Below are 16374 nucleotides of genomic sequence, written 5' to 3' on the forward strand. Positions count from 1 at the left end.
TGTGCTTGGGGTTGGGTTTGGGGTGGTTGGTTCCACCACTGGGCCTGAGGGGGCTGCCCGGCGCTGGGCCGCTGCGGTTGTGCCTGCATGGGCGCCTGTTGTGGTTGCGGCTGCTGCGAGTACGGCGATTGCCGCGGCTGCTGCCACTGGGCAGGTTGCTGCGGCACTGGCTGCTGGTACTGCGGCTGCACCGGCTGCTGGTGCTGACCCGGCTGCTGGTGCTGGCCCGGCTGCTGGTGCTGACCCGGCTGCTGGTGCTGGCCCGGCTGTTGGTGCTGGCCCGGCTGTTGGGGCTGGGTCGGCTGTTGGGGCTGCGCTTGCGGCTGAGTATTGGGGGACTGGTGCCACCACTGGCCTTGCGGCGACTGCCCTGCGCTTGGCCGCTGCGGTTGGGTCTGCCCGGGCCCTTGCTGCGGATACGGAGACTGCTGCGGCTGCTGCCACTGCGCAGGCTGCTGCGGCTGCTGATACTGCGACTGGCCCGGCTGTTGGGGATGGGGCGGTTGTTGTTGCGGTGTCTGTGGCTGTGGCTGGACAGGCTGGTTCCACCACTGTGCCTGCTGGGTTTGTCCAGGACCTTGTTGCTGCTGATGCTGGCCAGGGGTCTGCTGCGGTGGGCGCGGTGGTGTCTGCGGTTGCTGGTGGGCTTGGAATGGTGGGTATTGCGGCCTCGGTGGAATCTGCGGCTGAGCTTGCTGGTTCGGTGGTTGAAGCGGTCTCGGCGGCAACGGCTGAAGCCTCGGGAACTGCTGCTGAGGCTGCTGCTGGGCCTGCTGCTGGACGCGGGGGATTTCTACCGTGGGGTGTTCGCGGTTGGCCGTTTGTTGGAGTTGCTGGGTTTGTTGCTGGGCCAACTGGTTGCGGTACTGCGTTTCCGTGGCGTGGACCGTGGCGACGGCCGAGTCGGCGATGTCGAGGCCCCGGGCGCGGGAGAGCGTGCGGAGGTTGGGGGCGGTGCTGCCGTTGAGGTCGCGGAGGGCGCCGAAGTCCTTGTCGATCTGTTCTGCCAACTGTCGGCGTACCGCTTCCTGCTCGTTGGCGGGTACGAGGTTGGGCAGGTCCGAGCTGTCGAACAGGGCGTCGGCGGCGGCGCGCCCCTTCGACATCGGTGGCTGACTCGCCATCCGGCGCAGCACCTCGTCGCCGGAGAGGTTCGCCTCGCTCCCGAGCTGGTCGGCGAATGCCCGGGCAGCAGGCTCGTACGCCGGGTACGAGTGCGGCGCCCGCACGGCTTTGACCTGCGTGGCCAGGTCGGGCGGCAGGGTCCGGTCGGCGATCGTGTCGAGCTGCGCCTGGCTCCAGGCCTCGGTGACGCCCTCCTCCAGCGGCCGGTACTCCATCGGTCCGAGGTCGGCCGTCCACCGGGCGTGCGTGAAGTCCTCCGGCCCGGCCAGGTGGTTGAACTCGTGGGCGACCGTCTTGAGCGCGTTCCGCCGATCGCTCCACTGCTCTGGGGTGGCGGGCTCACCACGGGTGGCGTACATCTCCTGCAGTGGCTGGACCACCAGCGTGCGGTTGAGTTCGATCGTGCCGTTGCTGTACGCCGCACCGCGAAGCCCCGGATCGTCGGTGAAGTTCAGCCGTCCGTTCCACAACGACGTACGCGAGCCTGACTCGACGGCCACCGCGTCCCGGACGCGCTCCCACAGCCCATTGTCGAGGTCCGGGATCTGACTGTCCGCGCTGCGGACGACCCGCTCAGCCATCTAGTCCCCCAGCAGTCCGCGATCAGCCATCTCGATGATCTGCGCGAGGGTCTCGTTCATCTCGAGCGCCGCGTCCCGCTCGCCGACGGTCGGGGCGGCGTACGCGATCCGGGCGATCTCGGCCATCCCGGCCGCGGCGCGGGCCCGCCGCTCGGCGGCCGTACCCTCCGGAGCTGAGGCCCGGATCATCAAGTTGGACGCCTCTCGCACCGGAATGCTCTCGGGGGTGCGGGCCTCGTGCACGAGGTCGTCCATCGGCTTCAGGTAGCGGATCGCTTTCGCGCGGTCGGCCTCGCCGTCGACGGTCGGCGCCAACTCCCGCAGCCGGTCGACGGCCGCGGCCAGCTCCTCCGGGTCCGTGATCTCGGCTCCCCAGGCGCGCACGATACGACGGCGCTCGGCGTCGAAGTCCCCGTACTCCATCCGGTCATCATCGCATGCTCATCGATCCCGGACCTGCGCCTCGGGCCCGCCCGACCCGGTGGAGCGGGCCGCGGGCGCGGACGACGGAGCAGTGATCCGGCCCGGCGGCACCACCGCCCGGTCGACGGCGAACCTGGCCACGTCTTCGTGTCCGGGTCCCCGGTCGTCGCCGACCGGCGCCGCACGCTCGTCGTACGTTCTGACGATCACGGCCAGTGGCTCGTTCATCTCCAGTACTGCGTCGCGGTCGCCGCGGGTCGGCGCCGAGGCCGCGATCCGGGTGATCTCGGCCATGCCGGCCGCGGCCCGGGTGCGCTGCTCGGCAGGCGTACCCTCCGGGGCGGTTGAGCGCTGCAGTATCTCGGAGGCCCGCCGGACGTACTCGTTCTCCGGCTCCGCGGCCTCGGCGAGTAGGCCGTCCAGGGCGGTCAGCTGTTCCGAGGCCCGGGTGCGGTCGGCGTCGGCGGAGAGTGTCGCCGCCTGTTCCCGCAGGCGCTCGACAGCCGCCTCCAGTTGCGCAGCGTCGGTGATCTCCCGCCCTACCGAGCGAATGATCCGTCGGCGTTCCGTGTCGAACTCGGCATACTCCACGCCTCAATCCTGACAGCCGAAGGGTCAGCGCTCGTAGGACTGCGCGGGTTTGACCGGAACCTGGGATCCTGCCGACATCCGCGGCTGGGTTGCGCTGGGGACGGCCTGGGGCTGTGGGAGGGCGGGGTCGGTGGCGAAGCGGGTGGTGCTGAGGTCCGGCGCGGGTGCGGGTGGGTGGTGTTCGAAGGTGCGGATGGCGGCGAGGGTGCGGTCGCCGAGGGCGGCGCCGTAGGAGGTGGCTTCGCGGGGGATGTCGCGGGTGGTGGATTGCCAGGTAGCCAGGTGGTCGGGGAGTTCGTCGAAGGCCTCGGTGAGCACTGTGGTGGTGGCCTGTACGGCGGCGGGGCGGCTGGCGGTGGGGATGGTGGAGCTTGCCACCATCGTTTCCGCGGCGGAGGCCGACACGGTGGCGGGGGACGTCAGGTCGGCGTCGGTGAGGGAGGTGTCGATGCGCGTGTGGTGTTCGACCCTCATGACCAGCCGCTCAGCCACCACCACCCGAACCTCGGCAAGCCCCGGCGCGGTGCCCGCGGCCCGGCCGGCAACACTCGCTGCCGGTTCGCGTAGTTGCCGGACCGCGTCCGCCAACTGTTCGGGTTCGGTGATCTCGGTGCCCCAGGCACGGATGATCCGTCGGCGTTCCGCGTCGAAGTCGGCGTACTCCACGCCGCAATCGTGTCACCCGAGGGGTTCGCGTCAGCGGTCCAGTGCGGGGCGCTTCTGGTCGGGGGTGGTGGTGGGACGGTTGGTGGTGGTAGCCGGGTCGGACTGCCGGCCGTGCGGATGGCTGAGGGCGGGGTCCGCGGAGGCGAAGCGCGACATCGGGTCCTGCTGGGCGGCGACCACTTCGGCCTGTGCCATGCCCGGGTTCTCCGCGTAGGTTCCGGCCATCGACACGGCGACCTTGCCGATGGTGGTGCCGTAGTCCGATGCCGCCGTACCGTGCTCCAGAACCGTCGGCAGGTCCGCGAACTGGAGGTTGGCCTCGTCGGCGACGCGGCGGATCGCGAACGGGCGTTCGGCCTGCGGTACGCCGGCCGCCGCCATCAGCTGCCCCGCAGCCGCGTCGGCCATCCGGACCGGGTTCTCACCGGCCATCTGGCGAAGCGTCTCGCCCTTCTCGAGGCCGGCCTGGTCGTCGATCACGGCCGCGAACGCGCGGGCCGCCGGGGCGAGGCGCTGATCCGGTGCGGGCGGTTGCGCCTGCCGTACCTGGGTCGCCAGCTCGTACGGCAGCACCCGGTCGGCGACCGCGGACAGCTCGTCCTCGGCGAACGCCGTACCGACGGCCTCCTCGAGAGTCGCGTACCGCGGCGCGACCTGTGCGGCGGCGAGCTCGTGCCGCGCGTCGTAGTCCTCCGGAACGGCCCAGCGCGCGTACGACGACGCCGCCGCCTGCAGCCCAGCCCGGGCGACCGCCGCATCAGCCTTGCCGAGCGGATGGAGGTGGCTGCTCTCGAGCAGCTCACCGAGCGCCACCGCCTGTTCGCGGGTGAGGCGCAGAGTGGTGTCGGGGGTCTGTCCGAGCTCCGGCTCGAGCCGGCCGTCCCACCGGGAGTTGGGTGCGTCGGTGAGCTCGCCGACAGCGGTCTGGACCTGGCGGCACAGATCGTGGACCGACTCCGGGCGCGGCACCGTGGCCGGCCGCCCGACCTCGTCGAAGAACCGCTGCAGGTGGGCGATCTCCTCGGTCGCGTCCCGGCTGGCCGTCGTGATCGCGGCCGAGCCGAACTCCGCCGTCCGCTGCCGGTCGGCGAGTACGGCGGCGATCTCCGGGCCGGGCCGCTGCCGCTCGTGGTTCTCGAACTGGGCCTCGAGGTGATCGGCGATCCCCAGGGTGAGCGCGTTGCGCTCCGGCGCGGGCAGCGCGGCGAAGCCGGGCCTGGACTGCAACAGCATCCGCGCCGCCGCGGTCGCGTGGGCGCCGCGGCCGGCGGCGACCAGCTCGGCCACCACGGCGCGCGCCGGCCGTCCGGTCCGCGCGCTGATCGCCACCGCGGCCGCGTGGGCGGCGAGCAGGTCGCCCTCGAGCGCCGGCGGCGGGAAGATGCCGAGATCGTCGGGCCGCCCGCCCGGCCGGAGCCCGGCGACGAACCCCGGCACCTCGTACCGCGCGTACAGCCGGCTGTTGGCGGTCTCGTACCGCGCCTGGCCGTAGGAGTACAGCGGCTCCTGGACCGGCTCCCGCGGCTGCAGCACACCGGCACAGCTCGCGATCGTCTCGGTCACCGCCGCCCGGATCTCGGCCCGCTGGTCCGCCTCGCCGGCCCGCGGCGTGAGCCGGACCGGGAGGTCGAGGTTGGCCGCGAGCGCCCGTAGCCGCCGCTGGTCGGACCGGATCACCCGCCGCGTGATCTGGTCGCCGACCGCGATCGACCGGCTGCCGGTGTCCGCCTCGACGAGCTCGTTGATTTTCCGGATCAGAGCACTGACCTGCGCGTCCGCCACGCCGGAAACCTACCGGCCGGACGGGTTCAGCTCACGGCTGCGGCGGAGGTCACAGGCGGTACGGCGTACTGGCGCGTAGGCTGCCCGTTCATGGGAGAGACCGTGAACATCCACACCACCGCCGGGAAGATCGCGGACCTCGAGCACCGGCTCGACGAGGCCGTGCACGCCGGGTCGGAGCGGGCGGTGGAGAAGCAGCACGCGCGCGGGAAGAAGACGGCCCGCGAGCGGATCGAGCTGCTGTTGGACGAGGGCTCCTTCTCCGAGCTGGACGAGTTCGCGCGGCACCGGTCGACGAGCTTCGGGCTGGAGTCGAACCGGCCGTACGGCGACGGCGTGGTGACCGGGTTCGGCACCATCGACGGGCGCCAGGTGTGCGTGTTCGCGCAGGACTTCACCGTGTTCGGCGGCAGCCTGGGCGAGGTCTTCGGCGAGAAGATCGTCAAGGTGATGGATCTCGCGATGAAGATCGGCTGCCCGCTGATCGGCATCAACGACTCGGGCGGCGCCCGGATCCAGGAGGGCGTGGTCTCCCTCGGCCTGTACGGCGAGATCTTCCGTCGCAACGTCCGCGCCTCCGGGGTGATCCCGCAGATCAGCCTGATCATGGGCCCGTGCGCGGGCGGCGCGGTGTACTCCCCCGCGGTCACCGACTTCACCGTGATGGTCGACGAGTCGTCGTACATGTTCATCACCGGCCCGGACGTGATCAAGACCGTCACCGGCGAGGACGTCACCCAGGAGGAGCTCGGCGGCGCCCGGACCCACAACACCAAGTCCGGCAACGCGCACTACCTCGGCTCCGACGAGGAGGACGCGATCGAGTGGGTGAAGGCACTCGTCGGCCACCTCCCGCAGAACAACCTCGAGGATCCCCCGGTGTACGACGCGCCCGCGGACCTCGAGCTCTCCGACACCGACCGTGCCCTCGACACGCTCGTACCCGATTCGCCGAACCAGCCGTACGACATGCACACCGCGATCGAGGCGGTCGTCGACGACGGCGACTTCCTCGAGGTGCAGACCCTGTTCGCGCCGAACCTGATCGTCGGCTTCGGCCGGGTCGAAGGCCGCCCGGTCGGTGTGGTCGCGAACCAGCCGATGCAGTTCGCCGGCACGCTCGACATCGACGCGTCCGAGAAGGCGGCCCGGTTCGTCCGGACCTGCGACGCGTTCAACCTGCCGATCCTCACGTTCGTCGACGTACCGGGGTTCCTGCCCGGCACCGACCAGGAGTGGAACGGCATCATCCGCCGCGGCGCCAAGCTGATCTACGCGTACGCCGAGGCGACCGTGCCGATGATCACCGTGATCACCCGGAAGGCCTACGGCGGCGCGTACGACGTGATGGGGTCGAAGCATCTCGGCGCCGACATGAACATCGCCTGGCCGACCGCGCAGATCGCGGTGATGGGCGCCCAGGGCGCGGTGAACATCCTGCACCGCCGCGAACTGGCCGCCGCCGACGACGTCGAGACCCGCCGCCAGGAGCTGATCACCGAGTACGAGGACCACCTGGCGAATCCGTACATCGCGGCCGAACGCGGCTACATCGACGCCGTGATCAAGCCGAGCGAGACCCGCGCCGAGATCATCCGCGCCCTCCGCCTGCTGCGCACCAAACGCGACACCCTGCCCCCGAAGAAGCATGGGAACATCCCGCTGTGAAGGTACTCAAAGGAAACCCGACACCCGAGGAACTGGCCGCGCTCGTCACCGTGATCGCGGCCCGCGCCGCGGCCCCACAACCCGCGCCCGGCACCGACCGCGCGAGCAACTGGGCGACGTACTGGCGCAACACCCGCACCCCGTTCCACCCCGGCCCCGGCCAGTGGCGGGCGTCCGCGCACCCCTGAGCCGTCAGCGTCGGCGGAAGCGGACCACGGGGTACGTCGGGGCGTTGCCGGTGTTGCGGACCGGGCCGGGGAAGGCGGTGGCGCCGTCGAGGACGAGGCCGTGGCGGGCGGCGACCGCGGTCAGGTGGGCGAGGGAGTCCTGGGAGCGGGTGCCGTCGGGGCCGCGGGTGTCGGCGTACCGGCTGGCGTCGGACTTCTCGGTGGTGGTGATGAAGACGCCGTCGGTGCGCAGCACGCGGGCGACCTCGGCGATCACCGGTTCGCTGTCGTCGAGCAGATGCAGGAGCCAGACCGCGACGACGGCGTCGCACCGGCGGTCGGCGACCGGCAGTCGGGCGGCGTCCGCGGCGGCGACGTGCCCCGGCAGGCGGACGTTCGCACGCCTCAGCATCGCGGTGGACAGGTCGAACCCGTGCACCAGGTTGCCAAGAGCAACAAGCTCAGCGCCGACAATCCCAGTCCCCACAGCAAGTTCCAGCACGCGGCTGCCCTTCGGCAGCAGCTCGTCGATCGCGTACGCCGCGGCCTGGGCGCGTGTGGTTCCGCCTCGGGTTTCGTCGTAGGTGGAGGCGACGGATTCGTCGTACGTGTAGGGCTGCTGGGCGTTCCAGAGGGCCGGCCAGGAGATGCCTACCTGGATCAGGAGTTCGCGGAGCAGTGGCAGGGAGAGGCCGACGACGTTGTGGTAGTCGCCCTCGATCGCGGTCACGAACGGTCCGCCGAGGCCGTCGACGGTGAACGCGCCGGCCACCACGAGCGGTTCGCCGGTGGCGACGTACGCGTCGATCTCCTCGTCGGTGAGGTCCGCGAACCGGACCGTCGTCGAGGACAGTTCGCGCAGCTCCTGCTTGGACGTCGTGTCGATCAGGCAGTGCCCGGTGTGCAGTACGCCGCTCCGCCCGCGCATCATCCGCCAGCGCTCGCGGGCCACCTCCGGCGTCTCGGGCTTCCCGTACGGCGTACCGTCGAACTCCAGCACCGAGTCGCACCCGAGCACCGTCGCGTGGTCGGTCAGCCCGGCGACCACCGCACGCGCCTTCAGCGTCGCGAGCAGGCGTGCGAGTTCGCCCGGGTTCTCCGCGGTGATGTGGTCCTCGTCGACACCGGAGACGATCACCTCCGGCTCGATCCCCGCGCTGCGCAGCGTCTTCAGCCGGGCCGGCGAGGCCGACGCCAGCACGAACCGGATGCTCACAGCTTCGCCAGCGCCCGGCGCAGCGGGTCGAGGCCGATCGACCCGAGGTTCAGCGCGTCCCGGTGGAACTCACGCAGGTCGAACGCGGCACCCTTGCGCTGCTTGGCCTCCTCGCGCGCCTGCAGCCACATCCGCTCGCCGACCTTGTACGACGGGGCCTGTCCCGGCCAGCCGAGGTACCGGTTCAGCTCGGCCTGCAGGAACTCGGTCTCCATCCGGCAGTGCGCGCGCAGGAACTCGAACCCGAGCGCGGCGTTCCAGCGCTCTCCAGGCCGCCAGCCGAACGGGTTGTCCCGCGGCACCTCCAGCTCCAGGTGCATGCCGATGTCGACGATCACCCGCGCGGCCCGGAAGCCCTGCGCGTCCAGCATCCCGAACCGGGCACCGGCGTCCTCGAGGTACCCGAGCTCCTCCATCAGCCGCTCGGCGTACAGCGCCCAGCCCTCGCCGTGCCCGGAGACCCAGCAGGCGATCCGCTGCCAGCGGTTCAGCAGGTCGGTCCGCAGCATGGTCTGCGCGACCTGGAGGTGATGCCCCGGCACGCCCTCGTGGTAGACGGTGGTGACCTCGCGCCAGGTGGCGAACTTCTCGACGCCGTTCGGCACCGCCCACCACATCCGGCCCGGCCGGGTGGTCAGGTCCTCGCTCGGCTGCGTGTAGTAGATCGAGCCGTCCGAGGTCGGCGCGATCATGCACTGCAGCGTGCGGATCTCGTCGGCGATGTCGAAGTGCGTGCCGCCGAGCTCCGCGACGGCCGCGTCGGACAGCTGCTGCATCCAGTCCCGGAACGCGTCCTTGCCCTGGATGGTCCGCGCCGGGTCGTTGTCCAGCAGCGCGGCGGTGGCCTCGATGTTGCGCTCGCCGCCGTTCAGCCCGGCGGCGATGTCCTGCATGTCGTTCTCGATCCGGGCCAGCTCCTGCCAGCCCCACGCGTACGTCTCCTCGAGGTCGACCTTCGCGCCGAGGAAGTTGCGCGAGGCCAGCTCGTACACCTCACGCCCGCAGGCGTCCCGCTCCGGCGCCCGCGGCGCGAGCTCGGCGGTCAGCCAGGCGCCGAACTGCTCGAACGCCTTCCGCGCCGAGGCGGCCGCGGCCTCGACCGTCGGCTTGACGGGACCGGACGGCGCCTGCGCGGCGAGGCCGGCGAAGAAGTCGTCGCCGTCGGCACCGGTCCAGCTGGCGATCCGGTCGGCCAGGCCGGTCACTTGGCGGACCGCGGACACCCGGCCCTGGTCGGCCTGCTCGAGCAGCGTGTCGCGGTACCCGTCGAGCGTCGTACCGATCTGGTTCAGCCGGATCGCGACCACCTCCCAGTCCTGCTGGGTTGCCGTCGGCATCAGGTCGAACACCTGCCGGAGCGCGGCCGGCACCGACGAGATCGCGTTCAGCTGGTGCTGCGGTACGCCGGCCTCGTACGTCTCGAGCTGCAGCCCGAACCGCTCCACGAACGCGTCCTTGGCGACCTCCTCGCGCGGGCTCGACGGCTCGAGCGCGCGGGCCTCGGCGAGCGACCGCCGGGTCAGGTCGATCCGGGCGGCGAACCCGTCCGGGGTGAAGTCCGGCAGCTCGTGGTCGTGGCCGGCGATGCCCATCTCGGTGGCGCCGATCGGGTCGAGTACGACGTCCTGCTCGAGGTGCCGCTCGGCCAGCTGGTCGATCGGGCTGTTCGGTGTGCTCACAGGCCGACCCTACCCGTCAGGGGTCGCTCGAACTGACCCGTTTACCGGCGGATACTGTGGCGGTCGCACTGCCTGCACGAGGGACGAGAGGAACGGCGCGTTGAGCCAGCCACCCTATGGGCCGCCGGGCCAGAACCCGCCGTACCAGCAGAACCCGCAGTACCAGCAGCCAGGCCCGCCGCCTCCGCCGCCGGGCCAGTACGGACCGCCGGGTCAATACGGACAGCCGGGTCAGTACGGACAGCCGCCGCAGTACGGCGCTCCGCAGTACACGCCGCAGTACGGACAGCCGCAGCAGGGCCCCGGCTTCGGCTGGGGACCGAACCTCGGGCCCGGCCCGGGGCCCGGCTGGCAGCCGCCGCGGCGGAAGAAGTCCAAGGCCCCGCTGATCGCGATCCTCGCGCTGGTGGCCGTGGGCATCGTCGGCGGAACGCTGATCAGCCTGCTGCGGCAGGCGTCCCACGACGTCACCACGCCGCCGGTGACGCCCAGCCGCTACACCCCGAAGCCGACCGCCTCCCCGACCGGGCGGCCGACCTCGACCTCGACCGGGTCACCCACGCAGGCGTCCAACGCGACCATCGTCGCGAAGAACGCGATCTACACCGTCGGCCAGATGGCGTCGGTGGGCTGCACGGAGCCGAAGGTCCGGCCGACGAACGCGAAGAACGCGGCCGCCTACTGGACCGCGGTCAAGCCGTGCCTGGACAAGTCCTGGAAGCCGCTGGTCGAGAAGGCCGGGTACACGTTCGAGTCGCCGACGATGGCGTTCTGGTCCGGGACGACGGTGACGAACCCGTGCGGTGACGGCGCGATCAACGTGCCGTTCTACTGCTCGGCGAACAACATCCTGTACATGAAGGTCGACGTGTTCGTGCAGGCCTACACCGAGTACCCCGGTGATCCGATCGCGCAGGCGTACGCGCGGATGTGGTACACCCGGTCGATCGCCCACGAGTTCGGGCACGGCGTACAGAACATGACCGGCATCCTGCAGGCCGCCAGCAAGCTGCGGTACGAGCAGACCGACTACGCCGGCCAGACCCGGATGACCCGGCGGATGGAGCTGCAGGCGAACTGCTTCGCCGGCGTGTTCCTGGCGGTGAACAAGGCCAGCTACCCGATCAACGGCAACATGCTGTACGTCTGGAACAAGTACGTCGTCACCGCCGGCGACAAGCCCGAGGAAGGCGACCACGGCAGCGTGGCCAGTCAGGGCCGGTTCATGGGCCAGTCGTTCAAGACCGGGAACCCGGCCAGCTGCAACACATTCTCGGCGTCACCGGCGAACGTCAGCTGACAGCTCCGGCGGCGCTACCTGCTGCCAGGAGTCGAGCAGGATGTCGTGCAGCTCGCCGGCATCCTCCAGCGCGGCGAGGCGGGCTCGAACCCAGTTCGAGCCCGCTTCGTGTTTCGGCACCCAGAACTTCTCCGGCTCCGCGGCGATCAGCTCGTCCCGCTCCAGCCGCGGGCAGCGGACCGCGAACGACGACCGGTCGTCCGGGACCGTGACGAACATCCGCCCCGCGACGTCGAACGTCGGGTGCCCCCAGCGCTGCTTCTCCACGGTCTCCGGGAAGGACAGCGCGATCCGTCGTACGTCGTCTGCGTCGAGCACGGTCACACTGTAGAACGCCGGCGGCCCGGGAGCAGGAGGCCGATGACCGCACCGGCCGCGACCACCGCGGCGCCGGTCCAGACCGCGGGGACGAGCCCGTCGACGTACTGCGCCGGCGACCCGTACGAACCGGCCGACGCGAACACCGACGCGAGTACGGCGACCCCCATCGCGACCCCGACCTCGCGGATGGTGTTGTTCGTCCCGGAGGCCACGCCCCGGTCCGCCTCGGACGCGCTGTCCATCACCACGCTCGCCGACGGCGCGAACGTCAGCCCCATGCCGACCCCGGCCAGCACGAACGGCGCCACCATGTCGCCGTACTGCGTGGTCGCCGTGGTGATCAGTGCGATCCAGCCAAGCGCCGTCGCGAGCAGGAACTGCCCGGTCACGATCAGCGTCCGCGCGCCGACCCGGTCGACGATCAGGCCCGCGATCGGCGCGACCACGAGCGGCGCCGCGGTCCACGGCAACGTCCGTACGCCGGACTGGAACGGCGTGAACCCCTGCACGACCTGGAAGTACTGCGCCAGCAGGAACACCGACCCGAACACCCCGACCGCGAACGTGAACGCCAGGACGTTCACCACGCTGAACGCCCGCACCGAGAACAACCGCAGCGGCAGCATCGGGGCCGCCGTACGACGCTCCCAGCCGAGGAACGCCGCGAGCAGGACGCCACCCGCGATCAACGTGCCGAGGACGCCGGCCGAGGTCCATCCGTCGTCGGCTCCGTGCACGACGCCCCAGACGACGGACAGTACGCCGGCCGTCGCCAGGACCAGCCCGAGCGGGTCGAGGCGTCGCGACGTACCGGTGGACTCGGTCAGGACGCGGGCCGCGAGCAGTACGGCGACGACGCCGACCGGGACGTTCAGCCAGAAGATCCACTGCCAGTTCAGGCCGTCCACGACCGCGCCGCCGACGACCGGGCCGACGGCCACGCCGAGTCCGGAGATGCCGCCCCAGATGCCGATCGCGGCACTGCGCTGCCGCTCCGGTACGGCGTCCGCGAGCAACGTCAGCGACAGCGGCATCACGGCCGCGGCGCCGATGCCCTGGATCGCCCGCGCGCCGGTCAGCATCCACGGCTCGGTGGCCAGCGCGCAGACCGCCGACGCCAGCGTGAACAGCGTGATCCCGGCCAGGAACATCCGCCGCCGGCCGAGCCGGTCGCCGATGGCGGCCGCGGTCAGCAGCAACGCGGCGAACGCCAGCGTGTAGGCGTTCACGAACCACTGAAGGTCGGACAGCGACGCGTTCAGTTCGTGCTTGATCACCGGGAGTGCGTTGGTCACCACCAGGTTGTCCAGCGTGACCATGAACGTCGGGATCCCCACCGCCGCGAGCACCCAACCGAACCCGCGGGCCGTTCGCACCTCTTGCCTCTCACCGAGAGCGGTCGATGTCATCTCGTACCCCTTGTTGTAATTGACTGATAACAAGCTTGATCACGAGAGTATGCATTGACTGATAACATGTCAACCGACGAGAGGGGAACGGGTGACTCCGAAGGTGCGGCTGACGGCGAAGGAACGCGGCGACGAGGTCCTGCGGGCGGCGGTGCGGGCGTTCGCCGCGTCCGGGTACGAAGGCACCAAGACCGACGAGATCGCCCGGCTGGCGGGGGTCTCCCAGCCGTATGTGATCCGGCTGTTCGGGACCAAGCAGCAGCTGTTCCTGGCCGCAGTCCGTTCGGTGTGCGACCGGATCGAGGAGATCTTCCGCGAGGCCGCCGCCGACTCACCGGAGTTGGGCGCGCTGGGCCGCAACTACGGACGCCTGCTGGCCGAACGCGAACTCCTGCTGGTCCTCCTGCACGGCTTCTCCGCCAGCGGCGACCCTGCCATCGGCGACTGCGTCCGCGAACGCTTCGGCAGCATCTACACGCTGATCCGCGACCTCACCGGCGCCACCCCACAACAGGCCCGCGAGTTCCTCTCCGCGGGCATGCTGATGACCGTCATGTCCGCCATGCAGGTCCTCGGCCCCGACTCGATCCCGATGCCCTGGGCAGCCGAGCTCGCGCGGACCTTCGACTAGTCGCGGTTGAGTTTCTGGCCGGCGGTGAGCCAGATGGTGGCGGCGGTCAGGGCGATGGCGGCGGACGTGACGGCGAGCGAGCCGGAGAGGTTGGCGTGGTGGATGAGCGCGGCGATGCCGGCGATCAGCCCGGTCAGCACGACGGCTGTTGCCGCGGGCAACCACCAGCGTTGCAGGGCGGAGCGGTGGACGCGGGCGTACGACGGGAGCTGGGCGGCGAACGCGGACGCCAGGTGCAGGATCACTAGGGCGGCCGCGGTGAGGACCAGGCTCCAGCTGACCGTGGCCGGTGCGCGCATCAGCCAGCCGAGCGCGATCACCAGCATGAACGTCAGCCCGGCGAACGAGTCCGGTACGACGACGGCGAGGAGCAGTAGCGGTACGCCGACGTACGGAACGATGTCCAGCTGGTCCCACGGTTGCACCGCCGGCACTACCAAGGCAATCGCCCCGGTCAGCGCGATCACCAACCGAGTGAGCAGCACGGTACGTCCGGCCGCGCGCAGTTGCGCGAGCCAGAGGCTGATCCGCTCGTCCGCACTCATGAGCGGATCCTCGGTGCGGCCGACAGTCGCGCGGCGTCCCGCAGTACCTCGTCCAGCGTCCCGGACCCCTGCCACGGAACGGTCGGTACGCCGAGGTCGCTGAGCCGGTCGAGGTCGCGTCGCCGTTCGAGCAGCCGCAGGCGCCACGCGAGCGGCCAGGACCGTATGTCGTGGGCGTCGACGTCGATGATCGACGCGACGTCCGGCGGCAGCGTGTCGATCGCGATCACCGTGCAGCCGGAGTGCACGAGCGTGACGATGTAGCCGAGCATGGTCTGGCGCAGCAGCGGGCTGAGCACCAGGACGAGGCTGTCCGAGCGCACCCGGTTCCGCCGGGCGAGCTGTTCCTCGTCCTGCTGCCGGCCGCGCCGGTCCGCGTGCACCAGGGTGTCCAGGATCCGCCGCAGATGACCACGCCCGCTGCCGGACCGGACGCCGCGGAACAGGCTGCCGGTGTCGATCAGCCGCACCCGGTCGCCGTTGCGCAGGTAGTGCTCGGCGATCGCGGCGGCCGCCCGGACGGCGGTGTCCAGGCTCGACGACCGCCCGTCGATCCCTTCGCTGATCCCGATCTCGCCGCCGGTGTCGACCATGATCACGACCTCGGTGTCCCGGTCCGACCAGGTCGACGTGACGTGCAGCTCCTGCGTCCGCGCCGACACCGCCCAGTTGATCCGGCGCAACCGGTCACCGGTCCGGAACGGCCGTACGCCGGACAGCTCCGTCCCCTCGCCCGGCCGCCGCGACCGGTGCAGCCCGACCAGCCCGGCCGGCCGCGGTACGGCGTCCACCGCCTCGAACCCTTCCCGCAACGGCAGCGTCGTCACCGCCTGCGGCTCCGCCGAGGTCACCTGCACCCGGTACGCCCCGAGCACCGACGTCGCGGTCACCGTTGGCCGCTCCAACGACCGCAGCCCCCAGCGCTTCGACCGGACGCCGACCTCCAGCGTCACCTCGCCGTTCGCGACGGGTTCCGCGATCGCGGCTTGCGGGGGGTCGTACCGGAACCACAACGTCCGCGGCAGCGCCGCCACCACCAGGTCGATGTCCGGATCAACGTCCTCCGGGACCCGCAGCCGGTACGTCGTACCCTGCCCTTCGAACAGCACCTCCGCGTCCAGCTCGGTGTGGACGTCGGGGCTCGCGTGCGGCCGGAAATACCGCCCCCAGCCGGCCAGGAACGCGATCGGCAACCCGAACACGGCCGCGTCGGGACGCCGCAGCAGCACCGCGACACCGAGCAGCACCGCGGCGACACAGACCGCCCGGATCTGCGCGTGGGTAGGACGCCACCTCATCGCACTACGGCGACGGTGGGCGGCGCGGGCACCGATCCCAGCACGGTCCGTACGACGGTCGCGCCGGTCACCTCGTGCAGCCAGAGCTCCGGCCGTACGGTGATCCGGTGCGCCAGCGCGGCCACGGCGACCGCCTTCACGTCCTCCGGTACGACGTAGTCCCGGCCCTGGATCACAGCGTACGCGCGTGCCGTCAGCAGCAGCGCCAACGATCCACGCGGCGATGCCCCGACCAGGACCTGCGAGTCACGACGGGTCGCGGTCGCGAGGTCCACGCAGTACTGGCCGACCGTGTCGTCGACCGTCACGGTCTCGACGGCCTGTTGCGCGGCGAGCAGCCCCGCCGCGTCGGTGACCGCGTCGACGGACTGGTCCTCGCGACGGCGGCTCATCCGGCGGCGCAGTACCTCCCACTCCTCCGCCGGGCTCGGATACCCGAAGCCGATCCGGAGCATGAACCGGTCGAGCTGCGCCTCGGGCAGCGGGTACGTGCCCTCGTACTCCACCGGGTTCGCGGTCGCGAGCACGTGGAACGGCGTCGGCAGCGGGAACGTCTGGCCCTCGACGGTGACCTGGTGCTCCTGCATCGACTCCAGCAGCGCGGCCTGCGTCTTCGGCGGCGTCCGGTTGATCTCGTCGGCGAGCAGCAGGCCGGTGAAGATCGGGCCCGGCCGGAAGACGAACTCGGACTCCTTCTGGTCGTACACGAACGCGCCGGTCACGTCCGACGGCAGCAGGTCCGGCGTGAACTGCACCCGCCGGAACTCCAGCCCGAGCGCCTGCGCGAACGACCGCGCGGCCAGCGTCTTCGCCAGGCCCGGGTAGTCCTCGAGCAGCACGTGCCCGCCGGCCAGAATGCCCGCCAGCACCAGCTCGAGCGCCTCGCCCTTGCCGACCACAGCCTGGCCGACCCGGTCCAGCACCTGCCGGCTCAGCGCGGAAACCTCTCCGAGCGTCAGCTCCTCAGTCACT

General features: G+C 71.1%; 16 protein-coding genes. 5 read left to right on the forward strand and 11 right to left on the reverse strand.

Annotation, left to right across the window (positions count from 1 at the left end; all coding sequences use genetic code 11):
• The first annotated feature begins 200 nt into the window (after positions 1-200).
• On the forward strand, positions 201-1613 hold the full coding sequence (locus tag ACFV9C_RS09305; protein WP_380192028.1) for a hypothetical protein: 1413 nt from the start codon (positions 201-203) through the stop codon (positions 1611-1613).
• Positions 1614-1706: 93 nt separating this feature from the next.
• On the opposite strand, the gene ACFV9C_RS09310 is transcribed toward ACFV9C_RS09305, so the two are convergent.
• Genes ACFV9C_RS09310 through ACFV9C_RS09325 form a run of 4 tightly spaced genes read right to left on the reverse strand, consistent with a single transcriptional unit; the run spans position 1707 to position 5168 of the window.
• Positions 1707-2129 carry a hypothetical protein gene (locus tag ACFV9C_RS09310; RefSeq protein WP_380192030.1) on the reverse strand — a complete coding sequence of 141 codons (423 nt, stop codon included), beginning with the start codon at positions 2127-2129 and terminating at the stop codon, positions 1707-1709.
• 18 nt (positions 2130-2147) lie between these two features.
• Positions 2148-2720, reverse strand: a complete 573-nt coding sequence (locus ACFV9C_RS09315) for a hypothetical protein (protein ID WP_380192032.1) — start codon at positions 2718-2720, stop codon at positions 2148-2150.
• A gap of 24 nt (positions 2721-2744) precedes the next feature.
• On the reverse strand, positions 2745-3386 hold the full coding sequence (locus ACFV9C_RS09320; RefSeq protein WP_380192034.1) for a hypothetical protein: 642 nt from the start codon (positions 3384-3386) through the stop codon (positions 2745-2747).
• Between the two features lie 30 nt (positions 3387-3416).
• A complete protein-coding gene (locus ACFV9C_RS09325; protein ID WP_380192036.1) occupies positions 3417-5168 on the reverse strand; it encodes a hypothetical protein in 1752 nt (583 codons plus the stop codon).
• Positions 5169-5258: 90 nt separating this feature from the next.
• Between ACFV9C_RS09325 and ACFV9C_RS09330 the strand changes: the two genes are divergently transcribed.
• Both ACFV9C_RS09330 and ACFV9C_RS09335 read left to right on the forward strand, forming a co-directional pair.
• Entirely contained in the window at positions 5259-6836 is a 1578-nt protein-coding gene (locus ACFV9C_RS09330) for an acyl-CoA carboxylase subunit beta (protein ID WP_380192037.1), read from the forward strand.
• The gene (locus tag ACFV9C_RS09335) at positions 6833-7024 is read left to right on the forward strand and encodes an acyl-CoA carboxylase subunit epsilon (protein WP_380192039.1); all 192 of its coding nucleotides are present in this window, start codon (positions 6833-6835) and stop codon (positions 7022-7024) included. The genes ACFV9C_RS09330 and ACFV9C_RS09335 overlap by 4 nt, the downstream gene beginning before the upstream one ends.
• Positions 7025-7028: 4 nt before the next feature.
• Here the strand turns inward: ACFV9C_RS09335 and ACFV9C_RS09340 are convergent, their stop codons facing one another.
• Positions 7029-8219, reverse strand: coding sequence for a Maf family nucleotide pyrophosphatase (locus ACFV9C_RS09340; protein WP_380192041.1), 1191 nt, complete (start codon positions 8217-8219; stop codon positions 7029-7031).
• Positions 8216-9898 carry a DUF885 domain-containing protein gene (locus ACFV9C_RS09345; RefSeq protein ID WP_380192043.1) on the reverse strand — a complete coding sequence of 561 codons (1683 nt, stop codon included), beginning with the start codon at positions 9896-9898 and terminating at the stop codon, positions 8216-8218. Before ACFV9C_RS09345 ends, ACFV9C_RS09340 begins: the two co-directional genes overlap by 4 nt.
• Positions 9899-9998: 100 nt before the next feature.
• On the opposite strand from ACFV9C_RS09345, the gene ACFV9C_RS09350 reads away from it, so the two are divergent.
• Entirely contained in the window at positions 9999-11198 is a 1200-nt protein-coding gene (locus tag ACFV9C_RS09350) for a neutral zinc metallopeptidase (RefSeq protein WP_380192045.1), read from the forward strand.
• On the opposite strand, the gene ACFV9C_RS09355 is transcribed toward ACFV9C_RS09350, so the two are convergent.
• Positions 11178-11516: an MmcQ/YjbR family DNA-binding protein gene (locus ACFV9C_RS09355; protein ID WP_380192047.1), complete on the reverse strand. Its 339-nt coding sequence runs from the start codon at positions 11514-11516 to the stop codon at positions 11178-11180. The genes ACFV9C_RS09350 and ACFV9C_RS09355 overlap by 21 nt on opposite strands.
• A gap of 2 nt (positions 11517-11518) precedes the next feature.
• Positions 11519-12928 (reverse strand): MFS transporter, encoded by a 1410-nt coding sequence (locus ACFV9C_RS09360; protein WP_380192048.1) that lies wholly within the window; start codon positions 12926-12928, stop codon positions 11519-11521.
• Between the two features lie 91 nt (positions 12929-13019).
• Between ACFV9C_RS09360 and ACFV9C_RS09365 the strand changes: the two genes are divergently transcribed.
• Positions 13020-13559, forward strand: a complete 540-nt coding sequence (locus tag ACFV9C_RS09365; protein ID WP_380192049.1) for a TetR/AcrR family transcriptional regulator — start codon at positions 13020-13022, stop codon at positions 13557-13559.
• Here the strand turns inward: ACFV9C_RS09365 and ACFV9C_RS09370 are convergent.
• Genes ACFV9C_RS09370 through ACFV9C_RS09380 form a run of 3 tightly spaced genes read right to left on the reverse strand, consistent with a single transcriptional unit; the run spans position 13556 to position 16373 of the window.
• A complete protein-coding gene (locus ACFV9C_RS09370; RefSeq protein ID WP_380192050.1) occupies positions 13556-14104 on the reverse strand; it encodes a hypothetical protein in 549 nt (182 codons plus the stop codon). The genes ACFV9C_RS09365 and ACFV9C_RS09370 overlap by 4 nt on opposite strands.
• A complete protein-coding gene (locus ACFV9C_RS09375) occupies positions 14101-15402 on the reverse strand; it encodes a DUF58 domain-containing protein (protein ID WP_380192051.1) in 1302 nt (433 codons plus the stop codon). Before ACFV9C_RS09375 ends, ACFV9C_RS09370 begins: the two co-directional genes overlap by 4 nt.
• Positions 15399-16373, reverse strand: coding sequence for an AAA family ATPase (locus ACFV9C_RS09380; protein WP_380192053.1), 975 nt, complete (start codon positions 16371-16373; stop codon positions 15399-15401). Before ACFV9C_RS09380 ends, ACFV9C_RS09375 begins: the two co-directional genes overlap by 4 nt.
• Position 16374 lies beyond the last annotated feature (1 nt).

The organism is Kribbella sp. NPDC059898 (assembly GCF_042730855.1).
In the GTDB taxonomy this organism is placed as follows: Bacteria; Actinomycetota; Actinomycetes; order Propionibacteriales; family Kribbellaceae; genus Kribbella.